The 17834-nt window shown below is 31.5% G+C and carries 17 protein-coding genes; 11 read left to right on the top strand and 6 right to left on the bottom strand.

Features of this window, described 5'->3' with window-relative positions; translation table 11 throughout:
* Positions 1 to 34: 34 nt before the first annotated feature.
* From FYJ33_RS04715 to murI, 5 genes are all read right to left on the bottom strand, one after another.
* The gene (locus FYJ33_RS04715) at positions 35 to 3574 is read right to left on the bottom strand and encodes a S8 family peptidase (protein ID WP_328598656.1); all 3540 of its coding nucleotides are present in this window, start codon (positions 3572 to 3574) and stop codon (positions 35 to 37) included.
* Positions 3575 to 3911: 337 nt separating this feature from the next.
* On the bottom strand, positions 3912 to 4595 hold the full coding sequence (locus FYJ33_RS04710; RefSeq protein WP_154530616.1) for a helix-turn-helix domain-containing protein: 684 nt from the start codon (positions 4593 to 4595) through the stop codon (positions 3912 to 3914).
* Between the two features lie 5 nt (positions 4596 to 4600).
* On the bottom strand, positions 4601 to 4960 hold the full coding sequence (locus tag FYJ33_RS04705; RefSeq protein WP_154530615.1) for a DUF3783 domain-containing protein: 360 nt from the start codon (positions 4958 to 4960) through the stop codon (positions 4601 to 4603).
* Positions 4961 to 5180: 220 nt separating this feature from the next.
* Entirely contained in the window at positions 5181 to 5693 is a 513-nt protein-coding gene (locus tag FYJ33_RS04700; RefSeq protein ID WP_154530614.1) for a peptidylprolyl isomerase, read from the bottom strand.
* Positions 5694 to 5755: 62 nt separating this feature from the next.
* Entirely contained in the window at positions 5756 to 6532 is a 777-nt protein-coding gene (murI, locus tag FYJ33_RS04695; protein WP_154530613.1) for a glutamate racemase, read from the bottom strand.
* 257 nt (positions 6533 to 6789) lie between these two features.
* Between murI and FYJ33_RS04690 the strand changes: the two genes are divergently transcribed.
* Positions 6790 to 8691, top strand: a complete 1902-nt coding sequence (locus FYJ33_RS04690; RefSeq protein ID WP_154530612.1) for a type I glutamate--ammonia ligase — start codon at positions 6790 to 6792, stop codon at positions 8689 to 8691.
* Positions 8692 to 8819: 128 nt separating this feature from the next.
* Positions 8820 to 9938: an HD-GYP domain-containing protein gene (locus FYJ33_RS04685; protein WP_154530611.1), complete on the top strand. Its 1119-nt coding sequence runs from the start codon at positions 8820 to 8822 to the stop codon at positions 9936 to 9938.
* On the opposite strand, the gene FYJ33_RS04680 is transcribed toward FYJ33_RS04685, so the two are convergent.
* Entirely contained in the window at positions 9935 to 10210 is a 276-nt protein-coding gene (locus FYJ33_RS04680) for a YciI family protein (RefSeq protein ID WP_154530610.1), read from the bottom strand. The two genes, FYJ33_RS04685 and FYJ33_RS04680, sit on opposite strands and share 4 nt — an antisense overlap.
* 330 nt (positions 10211 to 10540) lie before the next feature.
* Between FYJ33_RS04680 and thiS the strand changes: the two genes are divergently transcribed.
* The 9 genes from thiS (at position 10541) to FYJ33_RS04635 (ending at position 17834) form a co-directional block, all read left to right on the top strand.
* A complete protein-coding gene (thiS, locus tag FYJ33_RS04675) occupies positions 10541 to 10738 on the top strand; it encodes a sulfur carrier protein ThiS (RefSeq protein ID WP_154530609.1) in 198 nt (65 codons plus the stop codon).
* A gap of 1 nt (position 10739) precedes the next feature.
* Positions 10740 to 11372, top strand: coding sequence for a sulfur carrier protein ThiS adenylyltransferase ThiF (gene thiF / locus FYJ33_RS04670; RefSeq protein ID WP_268891444.1), 633 nt, complete (start codon positions 10740 to 10742; stop codon positions 11370 to 11372).
* Between the two features lie 258 nt (positions 11373 to 11630).
* Positions 11631 to 12407 carry a thiazole synthase gene (locus tag FYJ33_RS04665; RefSeq protein ID WP_154530608.1) on the top strand — a complete coding sequence of 259 codons (777 nt, stop codon included), beginning with the start codon at positions 11631 to 11633 and terminating at the stop codon, positions 12405 to 12407.
* 13 nt (positions 12408 to 12420) lie between these two features.
* Complete coding sequence (gene thiH, locus FYJ33_RS04660) at positions 12421 to 13578, top strand: 2-iminoacetate synthase ThiH (protein ID WP_154530607.1); 1158 nt, start codon at positions 12421 to 12423, stop codon at positions 13576 to 13578.
* Positions 13565 to 14125: a thiamine phosphate synthase gene (locus tag FYJ33_RS04655; RefSeq protein WP_235900773.1), complete on the top strand. Its 561-nt coding sequence runs from the start codon at positions 13565 to 13567 to the stop codon at positions 14123 to 14125. The genes thiH and FYJ33_RS04655 overlap by 14 nt, the downstream gene beginning before the upstream one ends.
* A 216-nt stretch (positions 14126 to 14341) precedes the next feature.
* A complete protein-coding gene (locus FYJ33_RS04650) occupies positions 14342 to 14674 on the top strand; it encodes a hypothetical protein (protein WP_154530605.1) in 333 nt (110 codons plus the stop codon).
* Between the two features lie 58 nt (positions 14675 to 14732).
* Positions 14733 to 15866 carry an ABC transporter permease gene (locus tag FYJ33_RS04645; RefSeq protein ID WP_206046613.1) on the top strand — a complete coding sequence of 378 codons (1134 nt, stop codon included), beginning with the start codon at positions 14733 to 14735 and terminating at the stop codon, positions 15864 to 15866.
* A gap of 13 nt (positions 15867 to 15879) precedes the next feature.
* The gene (locus tag FYJ33_RS04640; protein WP_154530603.1) at positions 15880 to 17139 is read left to right on the top strand and encodes an ABC transporter permease; all 1260 of its coding nucleotides are present in this window, start codon (positions 15880 to 15882) and stop codon (positions 17137 to 17139) included.
* Complete coding sequence (locus FYJ33_RS04635) at positions 17139 to 17834, top strand: ABC transporter ATP-binding protein (RefSeq protein WP_154530711.1); 696 nt, start codon at positions 17139 to 17141, stop codon at positions 17832 to 17834. Before FYJ33_RS04640 ends, FYJ33_RS04635 begins: the two co-directional genes overlap by 1 nt.

The following is a 17834-nucleotide window of genomic DNA, read 5'->3' as shown; positions in this document are numbered from 1 at the left end:
ATACATTATGAATATGATATTATGTCTGTGAATATTATTCAGGAATGCGTATAAATAAATTTCCTATAGTATACTCTTTATATATACTGCCGTGGACTCCTCTTAAACATCTAAGACTGTTAAACAATTCTTCCATATTAATAAATCCATATCCTGTTTCCCTATTGGGATAGGTATCTCCTTTTCTCTTTGTAGTTCCTCTTATAAGATAAGTTTTTAATTTTGTCATATACATGTTTTTATCATTTTTATCTACAATTCCCCATTGCAGCATAAGTGCACAGCATCCTGCAACTATAGCACCAGCAACACTTGCTCCAGACTGCTTAACAACGCCTCCTCCTACTGCTGCTACATCTGCATTTATCCCACCTGCTGCAAGATCAGGCTTTATCCTTCCATCCCTTGTATATCCTCTTCCTGAAGATGGTACTATAAAATTATTATTCTGATTATAATAAGCTGCACTTATTATACTATGTGCTGTAGATGGACTTGTAAGAGTTGTAAATGGATCTGAATTCAAGAATTTTGTATCTGGAGCTAATAAAGACAACTGAGGAAGCCATGCATCGTACTTACAATCTACTATATAATCACCAGTCAACCTAACCTGCCATATACCTTCTCTAATACCAAATGCCTTAACCTCTATTCTTTCATCTCCAGTAGCTTCTTCAGGAGCATCTATAGTTATAGTCATATTAGTTCCTTCATAAATAAATTTATGGCTTACACTTTCATGAAATCTGGCCTTAACATTTGGAGTGTTTTCTCCAGAAGGTGAAATTACTGTTACTGAAACTTTATTAGGTTTGTCTATCCATATATTAAATATCAAATTTTGCTGTAGTCGTCCAATTTTAACTTCTATAGTCTTAGATTCACCAGTATTCTGTATAACTCCTGATGTATGTGTATCTGAGTCGCCCTGATTTCCTACAGATGCAACAGGAATAACACCTGTATTCTGTGCTGTTATCTCAAGAGACCCTTCCAAGATACCATTTCCATCATGAGGTCCATAATTAGTTCCTAGTGGTGAATATAAGACTATAGGTTTCTTTAATCTAGAAGCTGTATATGTTAAAAACCTTACTGCAAACATTATATCTGAAGTTTCATATCTTCCTTCAGTACCTCCATATAAAGCAAATTCTTCTATCATAAATTTTTTTATTTCTTTAAGCTTTACTATAATAAACTCACAATCAGGTGCTACTCCAGTTAAAAGAGGATTTTTACCTTTAGCACCTACAAGAGATGCCATTGCTGTACCATGTCCTGATGTGTCTTTACTAGCTACAATATTATAAGGATCCTCTCCTTTATTCTTTGCTTCTATTGCTTTATTTATATCTTCACTGCTATACTCACTTCCATATACAACTGGAGATCCTTTAGGCTGTCTTGAAGGATCGTTTATTGTCTGATCCCATAATGCCACTATCCTTGATGTATTATCTTCATTTATAAATTCTTCATTCAGATAATCTATTCCTGTATCAATAAGTCCTACCAATACACCTCTGCCTGTAAGGTTTAAATAAGGATTTAATTTAACCACCTCTACATTTGCAGCATCTAATGGTGATATATCAGTAAGTGTATATACAGCTCCAAGTTCATATGTTACTATGTCATCTTCGTATTCTACTAGTTTTATTGCCTCACCTCTTGGTGCAGTAAGTATTCCATACTTAGATGTAAGTTTATATAACTCTACATCAGGATACTTTTTTAACACTTCATCAATTGCTGTAGTAAATTCCACAAGTATTGATTGATAATCTTCGCTTAAATATCTTGACTCCTGTCTCACCATACCTGAATTACTTACAATACTTCTTGGCAAATTAAATTTTAAATCATCTAAAGCTGAGCTCGCACATAACTCTCCATATCCCCATCTTGGATCTGGATAAACTATATCTGTCCTGTTTCTCCTTGCTCCCTTTGCCAGATAAAACTTCAGCCTCTGTCCATATAAAAATGGATCATTCCCCTGAACTATTCCCCATTGCATTAATAATGCAGCTGACCCTGATACAAATGGTGCAGCCATAGACGTTCCAGTTTTAGAATCATATCCACCTCCAGGCGTAGCTGAAATTATGTTTTCACCAGGTGCAACTACTGTAGGCTTAATATTAAACTGTGTAGTAGAATTATTTCCTACACCTGAAAATGTTGATATAGTATTATTCAAATAATTATAGCTACCAACAGCTATTACACCAGTTACTGTAGCTGGTATACCTATTGTGTTATAAACATTTGGCTGAAGAAACTTAGTTCCCGGATCAAGTTCCTCACTTGTAGGCATCCATAGATTATACTCATCTTCATAATCAGAATCAGTTCTAAAAATTATTGCCCATAAACCTCCAGAGAATGTATCTGTTCCAGGAGGAAAAAGAGTAATGATAACCTCTCCGTTTATATCAAAAGGTTTAGGGCCTGTATTATATACATAGACATCGCTTAATCCTACCCTGAACTGCCTGTATCCTTCTAAAAGATTAATAATACCGCTGGATGCCCCAAGCGGATTTATTATCTCTATTGTCATATCAGGAATAAGCGGTTTATACAGCTGTAGTACAAGCGCTGGTTCACCTGCTGCAATGCTGAATTCTACTCTTTCTTCTTTTTTTACTTTGCCTCCGCTGTGATGACCTGCATCACCTTCATTACCAGTTGCTACAATAATTGTTACACGCTCTAATGTACTTACAACCTGTATATACTGTTCAAGCAGACTTGTACCATTATGTGCACCATCATTTGTGCTCATACTTATATTAATAACAAGCGGTTTTACATCCTGTGTAGCCTTATCTACAAGAAACTTAATACCTCTCATAAGCTGTGTGCTCAATGCATAATTTAAGTTACCGTACCTTGTAGTCTTAACCATGGCTATAGAACTATTAAAAGCCACTCCTTTTCTGCTTTCAGGAATATTTCCTCCACCACATGCTATACCTGCTACATGCGTACCATGTCCTGCAAAATCCTGCTCTGGAACTATTTGAAGCGGATCATCACTTGCTAAAGCATTATTAATATCTTGTTTTGTATATACTACTCCATTTGCACTAAGATCATAGATATAATCAATTCTTGTATTTCCTGCCTCATCTTTAAAAGCAGGATGCGTATAATCAATGCCTGTATCTATAAAACCAACAAGTACACCTTCACCTGAAAGCCCCATTCCTGACCAAAGCTGTGGTATACATGACGCTCTGTTGGCAGGAAGATCTGATGTAAATAGCGTTTTAGGAAGTTCTGCATATAATATTCCTCGCACACTATTAAGCTTTTCTATTTCATCTGCATTTATAGTAATTATTCCAAATCCATAATTTAAATCTTCAAACCGAGCACCTATTTTTTCTACATCCTGTTTTACAATATCCCTGTTTTCTCCGAATAGTACTATTACTTCTATTTTTCCCGCTTCAATATATTCCTGCCCAGAATACTTAGTTATTTTTTCTCTTATTCCTGGAGGTGCATTAAAGAATAAATTAATAAGTCCACCAAATGCATTCTCGATAATAATCACTTCCGCAATATTTATATAATAATTATATATTTATAAAACATACAATTTAGAATAAATTTATGAAAGCAGAATGAAGAATGATGAATTGAGGATAAAATTGACATAGCTTCGCTAGTTGATTTCTAAATCTTAATGGAGGTTTCACCTCCAAACCTCTGACTTTTATTATCTAAAGAGATTTTAAGAGGAATTTGTCCTCTTATCTTGAAACTCCCTTAAGGAGTTTCATCCATAATTCATCATTCTGAAACCTTAATTCTTAATTTTAAAAAAGCAGCTACAGCAAATTAATGCTACAACTGCTTTTTTCATAAAATATTATGTTCTATATTTGTAATTACAGATTAAATTCTACTTTTATAGCTTTTGCTAAGAACTGAATTTCTTTTACATTAGCTGTTTCAGTTCTTACAGCACCTTTATTGCTTAGTAAAAGTACTTTTGTAGAATCAAGTCTCTTGACCTGTCTTACTACTACTTTATCATCTGCTTTTAAAACATATATACCGTTTACGCTAAATTCCTTTACGCTTCCACATAAAAGAAGATCATTCTTTTGGATTCTAAAGCTTGCCATTTCATCGCTTTCAACACTCATATAGAATACTTTATCCTGTGATATTCCTTCTATCTTGTTATCATGAACGGCTAAAGGTTTAGTTCCTATTGTCTTTTTTAAGCTTTCATCGTATATTGGCACATTTTTTAAAACCGAAGCAAAAGCCTGATTCCACATTTCATTGACTTCAGGTTTCTTTGTCTTCTTTGATTCATGCTCAAATACTCTAAGCTCTTCTTTTTCCTTATTAAGTGCTTCATCTGTAACAACCATATTTACATCATTTAAGCTTACTTTAAGTACCTTCTCTATTCTTTGGATGAAGTCTTCATTAATTATTCTTCTTCCTATTTCAACTTCATTTATATACTTTTCAGCAACTCCAAGTTTCTTAGCTAATGCTTTCTGAGTTATATTAGCACTTGTTCTTGCTTCTTTAATTTTTTCCCCAACTCTGCTCATTTCTTTCACCCCTCTTGATTCTTGTAAAACTCTCTTTCAGCAATTAAATGCTCAAGCAGGTCTTTAAAAGTCCAGTTTATAGATGTAGGTGTAACTACAGCAAGAACTGGATTATCAATTCTGTTTCTTATAAATTTAACCTTCTTCTGAATTTCAGAATCAGTGTATTTGTTAAAGATTATTACTTTTTCATCAGGCAGTTCAGTTTCAGATACATTCTTTTTAACTCTGTTCAATATATCTATAATTTTTGTATTCCCCATATCTGCTGTTACTTCAGTAACTCTCTCAGTTTTCAAAGCAATCTTCTGTATTTCCTCTTTTGTAAGTCCGTATACTAATAATGTTTTATAATCACTTAACACAGAATCACTCCTTTTTAATTTAGAATTTAAATTGTAAAATTTAGAATTATGGATTGAACTCCCCAACGGGAGTTCAAAAAAAGAGGAGATTCTCCTCTTTAAATCTCCACTTAATTTAAAATTAAATAATTCAGAGGTTTGGAGGCAAAGCCTCCATATAATTCTTAAGAAATCAGCCTGATGATTTCTTCTTTCAATTTTAAATTTTAAAATCTAAATTTTAAATTGTCTCTGGTTCTTCCATGTTATCTGCGTTTTCTACAGTAACACTTTCCATAACCTGATCTGCTAATGGCTTATCATTGTAGTCTCTGTCTACGTTAACTATTCTTTCTGCAACATCCATTCCTTCAATAACTTTTCCGAATGAAGCATACTGTCCGTCAAGATGTGGAGCATCTGCTGTCATTATGAAGAATTGGCTTCCTGCTGAATCAAATGCCATAGTTCTTGCCATTGAAAGAACACCTTTTGTATGTTTTAAATCATTCTTAAATGCATTTCTAGTGAATTCTCCCTTTATTGAATATCCAGGTCCACCCATTCCTGTTCCATCCGGACAACCTCCTTGAATCATAAATCCTGGTATAACTCTGTGGAATATAAGTCCATCGTAAAATCCATGTTTAACAAGGCTTACAAAATTCTTAACTGTATTTGGTGCTATTTCAGGGTAAAGTTCAGCCTTTATAACTCCTCCGTCTTTCATTTTAAAAGTAACTATTGGGTTCATAAATCATAATCTCCTTTGTAATGCGTATTTATTTTAATAGATAGAATTATATCATATATATTCTATTTTTCTGCTATTAATTTATAACTTAAATCAATTATCTCTTTAGACTCTAATGAATTATATATTTTAATTGTTCTTTCTCCTTTAGTCTTTAAGAGATCCTTTTCTGCAAGCTTTCTCTTAAGCTGCTTAACTGTACCTTCACTTCCATCAATTATGTTTACATCATCTCCAAGTATCTTCTGAAGAGTATTCTTTACAAATGGATAATGAGTACATCCTAAAACAACAGTTTCAATATCTGCTGGATTAAGATCTTTGAACTTATATGTAAGATACTTCTTAAGTTCCTCTCCTGATGTTATTCCTTTTTCTACAAGTTCAACAAGCTTTGAACATGCCATTGGAACCATCTTAATATTATCATTTTCATTATATAAATCTTCAAATTTCTTCTGTGATAATGTAAGTTTTGTAGCCATTATTACTACAATGCCCTCCTTATGGAATTCCACAGCAGGTTTTACTGCGGGCTCTATTCCTATTATAGGCATATCACTATATTCTCTTCTTAATTCCTTTATAGCCGCAGATGTTGCAGTGTTGCAAGCTACAACAATAGCCTTAGCTCCCTTTGCTATAAGAAACTTTGCAGCATTAAATGAGAGTTTTTGAACTTCCTCTTTGCTCTTAACTCCATATGGTGCGTTCTTAGAATCTCCAAAGTAAACAAGACTTTCATTAGGAAGCATCACTACTGCCTTCCTCATAACGCTTAATCCACCAACGCCTGAATCAAAAAAACCGATAGGCATATCTTTATATAACTTTCTCATCTATATCAACTCCATATATTTTATAACTATTTCCATTATTCATTTATCCTCTCATAAATATTATACAATATATTCTATCATTTATTTTCAATTGTAACCATTTATGTATATAATAATACTATACATAATTACATATTCTAATTTATAATTTTTATTTATTTTTTATTTGATTCTTTATTTTACTATGAAAGGATGTGAATCAGAACTATAAAATACATAATATATTAAAAATCTGTGTTTTGGTAGTTCTAATCATTATGTTTGAAAATTTACTTTTTACAATTAAAAAAGAAAAACATAACGTTACCGACCTTAAAGAAATATTAAACAATCACCCTGAAATTAAATTCGTTTCTCTTGTAGGCGTAGATCTTGCAGGAAATGATACCGATGAAAAAATCCCTATAAAATTGTTTATAGATGATATGGATACATTTATAAATGGAACAGCTGTACAGACAGACGGTTCTTCAGTTGTGCTTCCCGAAATCGCAACTTTAAATAATGCAAAAGTGGACATGATCACAGATAATGAATCAGTCTGGTTCATAGACTATAATTATGATTTCGTTGACCCAATAATAAACAAGCCTATAGGTACACTTAGAATTCCTTGCTACCTTTACCATAACGACCTTCCTGTCTGCTCAAGAAATATATTATCAAATGCTATAAAGAATATTTCTGATAACATTCTAACTTTGTTTAAAGAAAAAAATTCATTATTGAATGACTACCCATTTAAATATGAAGATATCGAATCATTACAGCTTACAGCTGCAACAGAGCTTGAATTCTGGGTAAAAACTCCTAATGATAAAGCGCATGTTGAAGAATTATCATTCTCACAAACATTAAAAGAACAGTACTGGCAGAGAACTAAAGGTATCGTAAGAACTGCTCTTGAAGAAACACTGCTTTTGCTTGATGCTTATGGCTTTGAACCAGAAATGGGACATAAAGAAGTTGGAGGAATAAACGGTAAACTTGATAACAGTGGTAATTACAATCACGTTATGGAACAACTTGAGATTGACTGGAAATATACAGATGCTGCCCAAGCTGCTGATAATGAACTTTTTATAAGATCTATCGTAAAGGAAACATTTAGAAGACATGGATTATATGTTAACTTCCTTGCTAAGCCTATTTCGGGAGTTGCTGGAAGCGGAAAACATACGCACTTTGGTATTAGCGCAAAACTCAAGAATGGCAAACGTGTAAACTTATTTGCATCAAATGAAAAAGGATACTTAAGTACAATCGGCTATGCTTCAATAATGGGACTGCTTAAAAATTATGAAATCATAAACCCATTTGTATCTGCAACTAATGATTCATTAAAAAGACTTAAACCTGGCTTTGAAGCTCCTATATGCGTAGTTACTTCTCTTGGTGAAAGCCCTGAAGTTCCATCAAGAAACAGAACAATACTTGTAGGACTTATAAGGGATCTTAACAATCCAATGGCAACAAGATTTGAGCTTAGATCTCCAAACCCATATTCAAATACTTATCTTGTGCTTGCTGCATGTTATCAATCAATGCTTGATGGTATACTTTATGCTGCAGACAACAACAAAACTGAGGCTGACCTTTTAGCTGAACTTTCAAAACAACCTGGTGAAGATTCACAGTATCTTGAAAAAGATCGTGCATACAGAACTGAAAAAGATGTATTTGAAGATTTTACAGACGAAGAAAGAGAACATTTTTTTGGAACTGCACCAGAAACTGTTTATGAAAATATAAAAGCATTCGATATTTACAATGATAAGCTAAATGTGTTAAAATTGAATGATGTTTTTACGGACAGCATATTAAACAGTTTTAAAATTGCTACATTAACAAGATGGGCTACTGAACTTTCAGGAAGAATGATTAATAACTATATAGATGAAGTAAGAAGCTGTAAATGCCTTCATTCATCAGACAAAGTTCTTGATCTTGACGTATCAAACTGGTTAAAAATCAATGACTTAAGAAATTATCTAATGAAGGACACTAATACTACAAACAGCTTATTTACTAAAATTAAGAGAAGTATAAAAGAAAATGATTTTGAAACTGCTTCAGTTCTTCAGAAAGATCTTTATAAAAAAATGGAGTTATTAAGAGATCTTTATTCAGATTACAAGAAAAATCTTTTAGATTTTTAATAGAGTTTTAAAATAGGAGCTGTATTATTAAAATCTCATAGTACAGCTCCTATTATTTATCTTTCTATTTATATGAATTTTATTTATAATTAACTACAAAGCTATTTATGTCAAGGAGATGTAACTTTATGAGATTGATACCTATAGGATGTGTAAGACCAGATACGTATCTGGCCAAAACCATTTATGACCATGAGGGTAAACCGTTACTAAAAGCAGGTGCATTATTAACAAAACGTGTAATTAAAAAATTGAGGGAAATAAATATATATAGTATTTATGTAATTGATGAATATAGTTCAAGTGAAATTCAGGATATTATAAAGCCAGAACTCAGACAGAAATCAATAAAAAAAGTTCACGACTCTTTCATGAACCTTGAAAAATTATATTTAGAACCTTATTTATGTGCATCATCCTATAAAAGTAATGAAATAATAAAAAAACAGGATTCTATTATAAAAGAATTATATAATGTTGCCCACGAACTTCTTGATAACATATTATCAAACAAAAATGTGCTTGTAAATCTTGTTGATATAAAAACTATGGATAATTATACTTACCAGCATAGTGTAAATGTTGCCGTATTATCAATTGTTATTGGAATGGGTTTAAAGCTAAACAAAAGCCGTCTGCTGGACCTAGCTCTAGGCGCACTCCTTCATGATATTGGCAAGATTTTTGTTCCTAAAGAAATATTATTAAAACCAGGAAAACTTACTCCTGAGGAATATGATGAAATAAAGAAACATCCTAAGCGAGGATATGAATATGTATCAAAATTCAGCTTTATTTCTTCTGTTTCAAAAATAATAATTCTTGAGCATCATGAAAAATATGATGGAACAGGATATCCTGATGGAATTAGTGCTGATCAAATTAATCTTCTTGCCAATGTAGTTTCAATAGCTGACGTATACGATGCATTAACTTCAGACAGACCTTATAAAAAGCCTATGTGTCCTAATGATGCATTTGAATATATACTTGGAAATGCTGATAAAATGTTTCGTTTCGATATTGTAAATATTTTTTCAAAAGTCATTGTACCTTATCCAGAAGGAACAATGGTTAAACTCAGCAATGGTGATATTGCCATTGTACAAGGAACTCCTTGTGACTATCCTCTAAGACCTATTGTTAAGGTTATTAAGAGTGAAGAAAAAGGAAAAGAAGGTTCTATTATAGACCTTGGTGAATCTTTATCACTTGTAATATCAAATATTGAATATAACTTAGCTTAACAGCAAAGCTTAATATTATTTTTACTTAATATCTCAAATGAATAACTTGATGTATCAACGAATGGATTATCACTTACAATAAGTTGAGCTTCTTCAAGGCTATCAGCCTGAAAGATAAATGTTCCACCATTTTTATTGTAAGTTCCACCACATAGAAGATATTTTGATGAATTATTATTTTTGTAATTCATCTTTTTTTCTTTTATTCTGTTTCTGCTTTCCATATCCATTTTATAATTAATTTTAACAAATATACCTGCACTCTTTGTCATAAATTCATCCTCCAAAATTTATTTTTTAATTATTTATATGTTTATGCTTCCCATATTATTCCTATTATTTTCGAACACTTGTTTGTATGTTCTTATTGTATAGAACATATGTTTAATTGTCAACAATGTTTTTATTTGTAAGTATTGAAATAATTTTTAAATATAGTATAATAATTTATGAAATAGAAAATTTAATACGTAACCATTAGTCTTACGTCAAAGACTAATCATAGATTGTGAAAACACATGAAGGGGTATACCACCGCGGGTATAACTTCTTTGTGTGTTTTTTTTATCTATAAAAGTTTATTAGAAAAAGGAGGTGAAGTAATGGTCAGCATAAACGGTGAAAATATAGATGGATTTGATAACAAACCACTAATTATATATCTTAATGAGAAAAATTATGTTATTTCAAGAATTGCTGTAGAACGTAATGGTAAAATAGTTCCTAAAACAGAATATAGCAATACTATTCTATGTGATAGAGACTGTATAGAAATAGTTCACTTTGTAGGAGGCGGTTAAATTGTTAAGCAAAGAACAATGGAATGAAATGCTTATTGAAAGACATACAAAAGAAGTACATGACAAAATAAGTTCAGCTAGCGTTATAATTGCAGGCCTTGGAGGTTTAGGTTCTAATATTGCTGTAGCTCTTACTAAAGCTGGTATAGGACATCTATGCCTTGTAGATTTTGACGTTGTAGAACCGAGTAATCTTAACAGACAAGCTTATACAATGAGCAGTCTAGGTCTTTATAAAACAGAAGCACTAAAAGATATACTTCTATCAATAAATCCTTATTTAAAAATAACTACATGCTGTACAAAGGTAACTGAAGAGAATATTCCATCTATTTTCAAGAACTTCAATATAATATGTGAAGCCTTTGATAAAGCAGATAATAAAGCTATGCTTGTTAATTATATACTTGAGCATTATCCAGATAAAAAACTTGTATCTGCTTCAGGAATGGCTGGTTATAAAAGCAGCAATACAATAAAAACACGAAAAGTAATGAAAAACTTTTATCTATGTGGTGATGAAACATCTGGCATAGAAAGTGGTTTAAGCCTAATGGCTCCAAGAGTAGGAATCTGTGCAAATCATCAGGCAAATATGATACTACGACTAATTCTTGGCATCGAAGATGTTTAATCAAAATTTTAGCAAATAACATAAAAATGTATAATATAAAATCTATAATTTATAATTTTGGATTGAACTCTGCCTTCGGCTGAGTTCTAAAAAGAGGAGATCTCTCCTCTTTAAAACATCTCTAATTACTTAGTTATATAATTAGGAAGTTTGGAGGATTTGCCTCCATTAAGATGTGGAAATCAGTAAGCTGATTTCAGCCTGAATTATACATTATAAATTTTAAATTCTAAATTAATAATGATTGGAGATATAAAAATGAATAATAAAAATGATAAATTAATCATTGGAAAACATGAATTTAACTCAAGGTTTATTCTTGGATCTGGCAAATACAGTGTTGACCTTATAAATGCTGCTGCTAATAATGCAGGTGCTGAAATAGTAACTTTAGCTGTCAGAAGAGCCAACAGTAACGGTAATAACAACATTATTGAACATATTCCAGATAACGTTACTCTTCTTCCTAATACATCTGGAGCAAGAAACGCTGAAGAAGCTGTAAGAATTGCTCGTCTTGCAAGAGAACTAGGATGTGGAGATATGATTAAAATTGAAATAATGCATGATTCAAAATATCTTCTTCCTGACAATTACGAAACAATTAAAGCTACCGAAATTCTCACAAAAGAAGGCTTTACAGTTCTTCCATACATGTACCCAGATCTTAATGTTGCACGTGACCTAGTAAAAGCTGGTGCTGCTGCAATCATGCCTCTTGGTGCCCCAATAGGATCAAATAAAGGTCTATGTACAAAAGACTTCATAAAGATACTTATAAGCGAAATTGATCTTCCGATTATCGTTGATGCAGGAATTGGTTGTCCATCTCAGGCTTGTGAAGCTATGGAAATGGGTGCTTCTGCAGTTATGGCTAATACTGCTATAGCAACATCAGGAGACATTCCTATGATGGCAGAAGCTTTCAAAAAGGCTATTGAAGCAGGACGTCTTGCTTATCTTTCAGGACTAGGCAGAGTTCTTGATAAAGGTGCTTCTGCATCATCACCATTAACTGGATTTATAGCAGATTAGGAGGATTAGCGCCATGGAAAGAATCGATCACATGAAGTACCTTCCCGATATGGAGGTACTTGAAAATTCAGATATTATGGACAAGGTTATCAGTGCAAAAAACAACTATGATTATGATAAATACACAGCTGTGGATGTAAGAAACGCCTTAAGCCATGATACAATAACAGTTGAAGATTTTAAAGCTCTTTTATCTCCTGCAGCTCTTGACTTCATTGAAGAAATCGCACAAAGAGCTCAGAAAGAAACAAGAAAACATTTTGGTAACTCAATCTGCATGTTTACACCTTTGTACATCGCAAATTATTGCGAAAATTACTGTATCTACTGTGGTTTTAACTCACATAACAAAATAAAGCGTGCAAAACTTACTTTAGAAGAAATAGATAAGGAAATGGCTGCAATATCTAAGACAGGCCTTGAGGAAATTCTTCTGCTTACAGGTGAAAGTAGGAACATGTCTGATGTTGAATACATTGGTGAAGCCTGTAAAATAGCTAAAAAATATTTTAAACTTATAGGAATCGAAGTATACCCTATGAACTCAGATGAATATAGATATCTTCATGAATGTGGAGCTGACTTTGTTACTGTATTCCAAGAAACTTATAATTCAGATAAATATGAAACTCTTCATCTTGAAGGTCATAAGAGAATCTTCCCTTATCGCTTCAACGCTCAAGAAAGAGCTATACTTGGAGGAATGAGAGGTGTAGGTTTTGCCGCTCTTTTAGGTCTTGATGACTTCAGAAAGGATGCTTTTGCAACAGGAATGCATGCTTATCTTCTTCAGCGTAAATATCCTCATGCTGATATTGCATTCTCATGTCCAAGATTATGTCCAATAATCAATAACGACAAAATCAATCCAAAAGATGTTCATGAAAAACAGTTAGTACAGGTTATATGTGCTTATCGCCTATTCATGCCTTTTGCCAGCATTACAGTTTCCACTAGAGAAAAAGCAAGATTCCGTAATAATATAATCAAAATTGCTGCCACAAAAATATCTGCAGGAGTTAATACCGGCATAGGAGAACATGCTGATGGCATTAAAGATCATGGTGATGTTCAGTTTGAAATATCTGATCCTCGCTCTGTTGACGAAGTAGCATCTGCTATAAAAGAGGACGGACTTCAGCCCGTTATGAATGATTATGTTTACGTATAAAACTTTAGCCATAACAAACAGACATCTATGCAGAGAAGATTTTCTTCTCCGCATAGAAAAACTGTGTAAGACAAATACTGAAGCTATAATACTGCGTGAAAAAGATATGAGTGAAGATGAATATACTGTTCTTGCAGAAAAAGTCTTAAAAATATGCAACAAATATAACAAGACATGCATACTACATACATTTATAGATACAGCAATAAAACTAAACTGTCCAAATATTCACCTGCCTTTACATCTGTTAGAGAAATATAAGGACAAGCTTTCCAGCTTTAAGATTATAGGTTCATCAGTCCATTCAGCAGCAGAAGCTGAAGAGGCAGAGAAACTAGGTGCTACATATATTACAGCCGGTCACATATTTAAGACAGACTGTAAAAAAGACTTAGCACCAAGAGGTCTGCAGTTTGTAAAAGACGTTGCTTCTTCAGTCAGCATTCCAGTATACGGACTTGGCGGCATACACAAAAATAATGAAAAGTCAGCAATAGACTCAGGATGTACAGGAATCGCTATAATGTCAGAAGCAATGACTCCATAAATTGTAAGCTTAAATAATAATAACTTAAATATACTCATTATTTCTTTATTAAATATGTAAAATTTTTCTTACTTTTTATTTGTAATATATTTACTTTTTTTAAAAAGTTGTCTATAATGATGTTGTAAGCTTACAGTATATTTTTATTGGAGGTTTTTATTATGAATAAAAAAAATTAAAAAAACATTAATATCATCATTATTAATACCAGGTGTAATGGCTTCAGGTGTATATGCTAACGAATTATCTACTGGAAGTTTTTCTTATGGTAGTTTTGCTGCAGTAGGTACATTAAAGACTACATGGAATTTTGGGTCTAATGATTACGGAAAAGCTAGAACCGATAGAACTTCTAAAGGTGATAGCAGTCTTAAGGTAACAAGTTATTTAGAGGCAGAAGGAACAAATAAAAGAAGTTTTGATGATGGCTATCAGTGGGCTGAAAGTAATGTAACAGCCGTAGCAAAAAGATTTAATAGCTCACATGCAATAGCATCAGCTTCAAATAAATATAAAGCTATAACATATCATACTTTATCAGATAACTAAAAAAAATTGTACAGGGCTAATTTAAGATTAGCATTGTACTATAAATATGGAGATATATATGAATATAATACGATTATTTATTAAACAGATTAAAGCTCATCCAGTTACAGTAATGTTTTTTATAATAGGCTTTTTTATTTCTACATTAATTATATCTATCGGATTAAGCAATATAATTAATGTGCGAAATTCTATAATTGAAAAAAACAATGGAATCTACAAAGATAGCCTTAATATAAACGTATCATTATCTAAAGGCATAAAATTCGATGATTTTATAGACTCATTTAATAATATCTCAAATAAAAGCAAAGTTAGAATTAACAATATATCTACTTATGTTAATAATAAAAGTACTCAATATGAAATTGTTGCAGAATATTCTAAGTCTGATGAAATATCAAACTTTCCAATAATGAAAGGAAGGTACTATAATTCAAGAGAAATACTAAATAAAGAAAAGGTCGCTGTTATAGGAAAGCAGCTGGAATCATCTTCGTATAAAAATAATGGTATACAAAAAATAAAACTAGGTAACGAAGAATATAAAGTTATTGGAGTCATAGGACATAATCTAAAATCATCCGCGTGGGATAAAACAATTTTTATTCCCATAACTTCTATTCCAGACAACAGCAAAATAGATTACTTTAAAATGAGATCATCAGATCTACTTCTTATAAGTGAAAATGGAATGGAAGCATCAGATTTAAAATCTATAGATAATAATCTAAAAAAATTAGATCCTGACTCTAGTACTAAAGCCTCTAGAGCAGAAGAATCAAAAAATGTACTGTTAGACACAATAGGAAGCAACGATCAAATATTAAAAATTGCCGGATTAATACTTATTTTTTCTATAGTAAATATGATTAGTATATCTTCTTTCTGGATAAATGAAAGGAAACAAGAAATCGGAATAAAAAAATCTTTTGGAATCACTGATTTTCAAATATCTGTCACCTTATTTATAGAATTTATGTCTATAACACTTATAACCGCATTATTAAGTTTAAGTTTCCAATTTATATTGAGCTTATTTACAGAGAATATTTTTGGATGTCACCTTGCATTATCTATACCTAATTTTATAAGTGCAATTTTAATATCAATATCATCAGCTTTAGTAACAGTAATTGTTCCATCAATAAAAGCCATAAAAGTAAGCCCTATAGAAGCGCTTAATATGTAGGGAGGTATTTATAATGTTAATAAAAACTATCCTTAAAGGATTATTTAAAAAGAAATTAAGCAGTATCCTTATAATTATACAGGTAGCAATAACAGTAATTATTCTAGTATATAGTTATGACAGTATACGAATGCTAGATTACCCTCAAAAACAAATGGAATCTGTACTCGGTAACGAGTACAAAAATATATATCAAATTAGTTTTAATAATAGTTCTGACTCTCAGCAATTTGCAGATTCATTTAGTAAACTTGATGATAACCTCTGTAAGTATTTAGGTTCATCTAATATAGGGTCATACCATCTGACAAATACAGAATATGATGAATTGTCAAATAATAATAAGTTTAAAAATTTGAGACTAAAATTCACGAAAGGAACATTCAAAGAACAATATCCATCATCAATAGAACTCTACACAGTAGATTATTCAATTTATAAAAAAATGAATGTACAAATCAAGGATGGACAAGCTCTAAAAGAAGAAGATTTCATTTACAAGAATAATTCTGTAATTCCTATGGTTGTAAGTGAAGTATATAAAGGAATTATAAATTTAAATCAAATATATACAAGTCGCTTAGATAATAGAAAATATAAAGTAGTAGGTTTCTTCAATGATAATCTCAAATGGTTTGAAAACTCCTATCCAGTATCCAATAAACTTATTTCATTAAATGATAAAATAATAACTCCATACATTATAGAAAAATCCGGATTAAATCAAGCGATAAAGTCTCAGTCTTATTTTTTCATTAACGACAAGGGTATTTCTGATAGCAATGTTAAAAGCAACATCTGCACATTAGGTAGAAAGTTTAATCTAGATATAGAGTGTACAAGCTTAAATGATCAGATTCAGCAAATAAGAACTATGAATAAGCAAGGAATTTTTATTACTACTCTCATAGCAGTTTTCTTTACAATAGTATCATGTTTAGGATTATCTCTAATAATGTACTATTCTATCAATTCCAAAAAGTCAGAAATAGGAATACGAATTGTATGTGGTGGAAGCACAAAATATATAAAAACATTAATTATTGGAGAAATTATTACCCTTATGATACCTGCTTTTTTAATCTCTCTTATAGCCTTATATAAATTAAGGGGAGAATCATCTATTGGAATATCTACAATGCAATTATTTGATTTAAACACAACTGCTTTTATAATTATATTCTTATTAGTATTCTCTATACTCTCATCTATACTTCCACTTAGAAAAATTTCTAAGTTGAGTCCTAAAGAATTAATAGGAGGTAAGGAATGATGCCCTTAATCAAATTACAAAATATATCTAAAGTATATGGAAAAAATGATTATAAAACTGAAGCCTTAAAAAATATCTCTCTAAATATAGATAAAGGTGAATATTTAGCTATTATGGGTCCCTCAGGTTCTGGAAAATCCACATTACTCAATATAATAGGATGTATGGATAATCAAACTTCAGGGAAATACTATTTAAAAGATAACGATATAAGTCTTATGAATAATAAGGAACTAAGTATTATTCGTAATCAAAGTATAAGTTTTATCTTTCAGCATTTTGCTTTGATGAAAGATTACACTATTTATGACAACGTTGAACTTCCTTTAAGCTTTAGAAAGATAACAAAAAGGAAAAAGAAAGGGCTTGTAATGAACTGTCTAAAAGAACTTCACATAGAGGAACAATATAAAAAGAAGCCTAATCAACTATCAGGTGGACAGCAACAGAGAGCTGCTATCGCAAGAGCATTATGTAGTGACGCCAAAATAATTTTGGCAGATGAACCAACTGGTGCCTTAGATCAAAAAACAGGCAAAGATATTATGAATATTCTTACTAAGCTAAATAATCAAGGTAAAACGATTATTATTATTACTCATGACCCATTAATAGCATCTTATTGCAAACGTATTTTAACAATAAAAGATGGCCAAATAATCAGTGATATAATAAATGAACATATACATCAGTAA

The sequence above is a fragment of the Inconstantimicrobium porci genome (genome assembly GCF_009696465.1).
Classification (GTDB): domain Bacteria; phylum Bacillota; class Clostridia; order Clostridiales; family Clostridiaceae; genus Inconstantimicrobium; species Inconstantimicrobium porci.
This window is presented reverse-complemented; position numbering and strand designations above follow the sequence as displayed.

Excerpts from the sequence above, each read along its gene's own strand:
- FYJ33_RS04710 (WP_154530616.1), bottom strand. The coding sequence starts at position 4,595 with ATGAGCAGAGTTGGGGAAAAAATTAAAGAAGCAAGAACAAGTGCTAAT.
- FYJ33_RS04700 (WP_154530614.1), bottom strand. The coding sequence starts at position 5,693 with ATGAACCCAATAGTTACTTTTAAAATGAAAGACGGAGGAGTTATAAAG.
- murI (WP_154530613.1), bottom strand. The coding sequence starts at position 6,532 with ATGAGAAAGTTATATAAAGATATGCCTATCGGTTTTTTTGATTCAGGC.
- FYJ33_RS04690 (WP_154530612.1), top strand. The coding sequence starts at position 6,790 with ATGTTTGAAAATTTACTTTTTACAATTAAAAAAGAAAAACATAACGTT.
- FYJ33_RS04685 (WP_154530611.1), top strand. The coding sequence starts at position 8,820 with ATGAGATTGATACCTATAGGATGTGTAAGACCAGATACGTATCTGGCC.
- FYJ33_RS04680 (WP_154530610.1), bottom strand. The coding sequence starts at position 10,210 with ATGACAAAGAGTGCAGGTATATTTGTTAAAATTAATTATAAAATGGAT.
- thiS (WP_154530609.1), top strand. The coding sequence starts at position 10,541 with ATGGTCAGCATAAACGGTGAAAATATAGATGGATTTGATAACAAACCA.
- FYJ33_RS04665 (WP_154530608.1), top strand. The coding sequence starts at position 11,631 with ATGAATAATAAAAATGATAAATTAATCATTGGAAAACATGAATTTAAC.
- thiH (WP_154530607.1), top strand. The coding sequence starts at position 12,421 with ATGGAAAGAATCGATCACATGAAGTACCTTCCCGATATGGAGGTACTT.
- FYJ33_RS04655 (WP_235900773.1), top strand. The coding sequence starts at position 13,565 with ATGTTTACGTATAAAACTTTAGCCATAACAAACAGACATCTATGCAGA.
- FYJ33_RS04650 (WP_154530605.1), top strand. The coding sequence starts at position 14,342 with ATGGCTTCAGGTGTATATGCTAACGAATTATCTACTGGAAGTTTTTCT.
- FYJ33_RS04645 (WP_206046613.1), top strand. The coding sequence starts at position 14,733 with ATGAATATAATACGATTATTTATTAAACAGATTAAAGCTCATCCAGTT.
- FYJ33_RS04640 (WP_154530603.1), top strand. The coding sequence starts at position 15,880 with ATGTTAATAAAAACTATCCTTAAAGGATTATTTAAAAAGAAATTAAGC.
- FYJ33_RS04635 (WP_154530711.1), top strand. The coding sequence starts at position 17,139 with ATGCCCTTAATCAAATTACAAAATATATCTAAAGTATATGGAAAAAAT.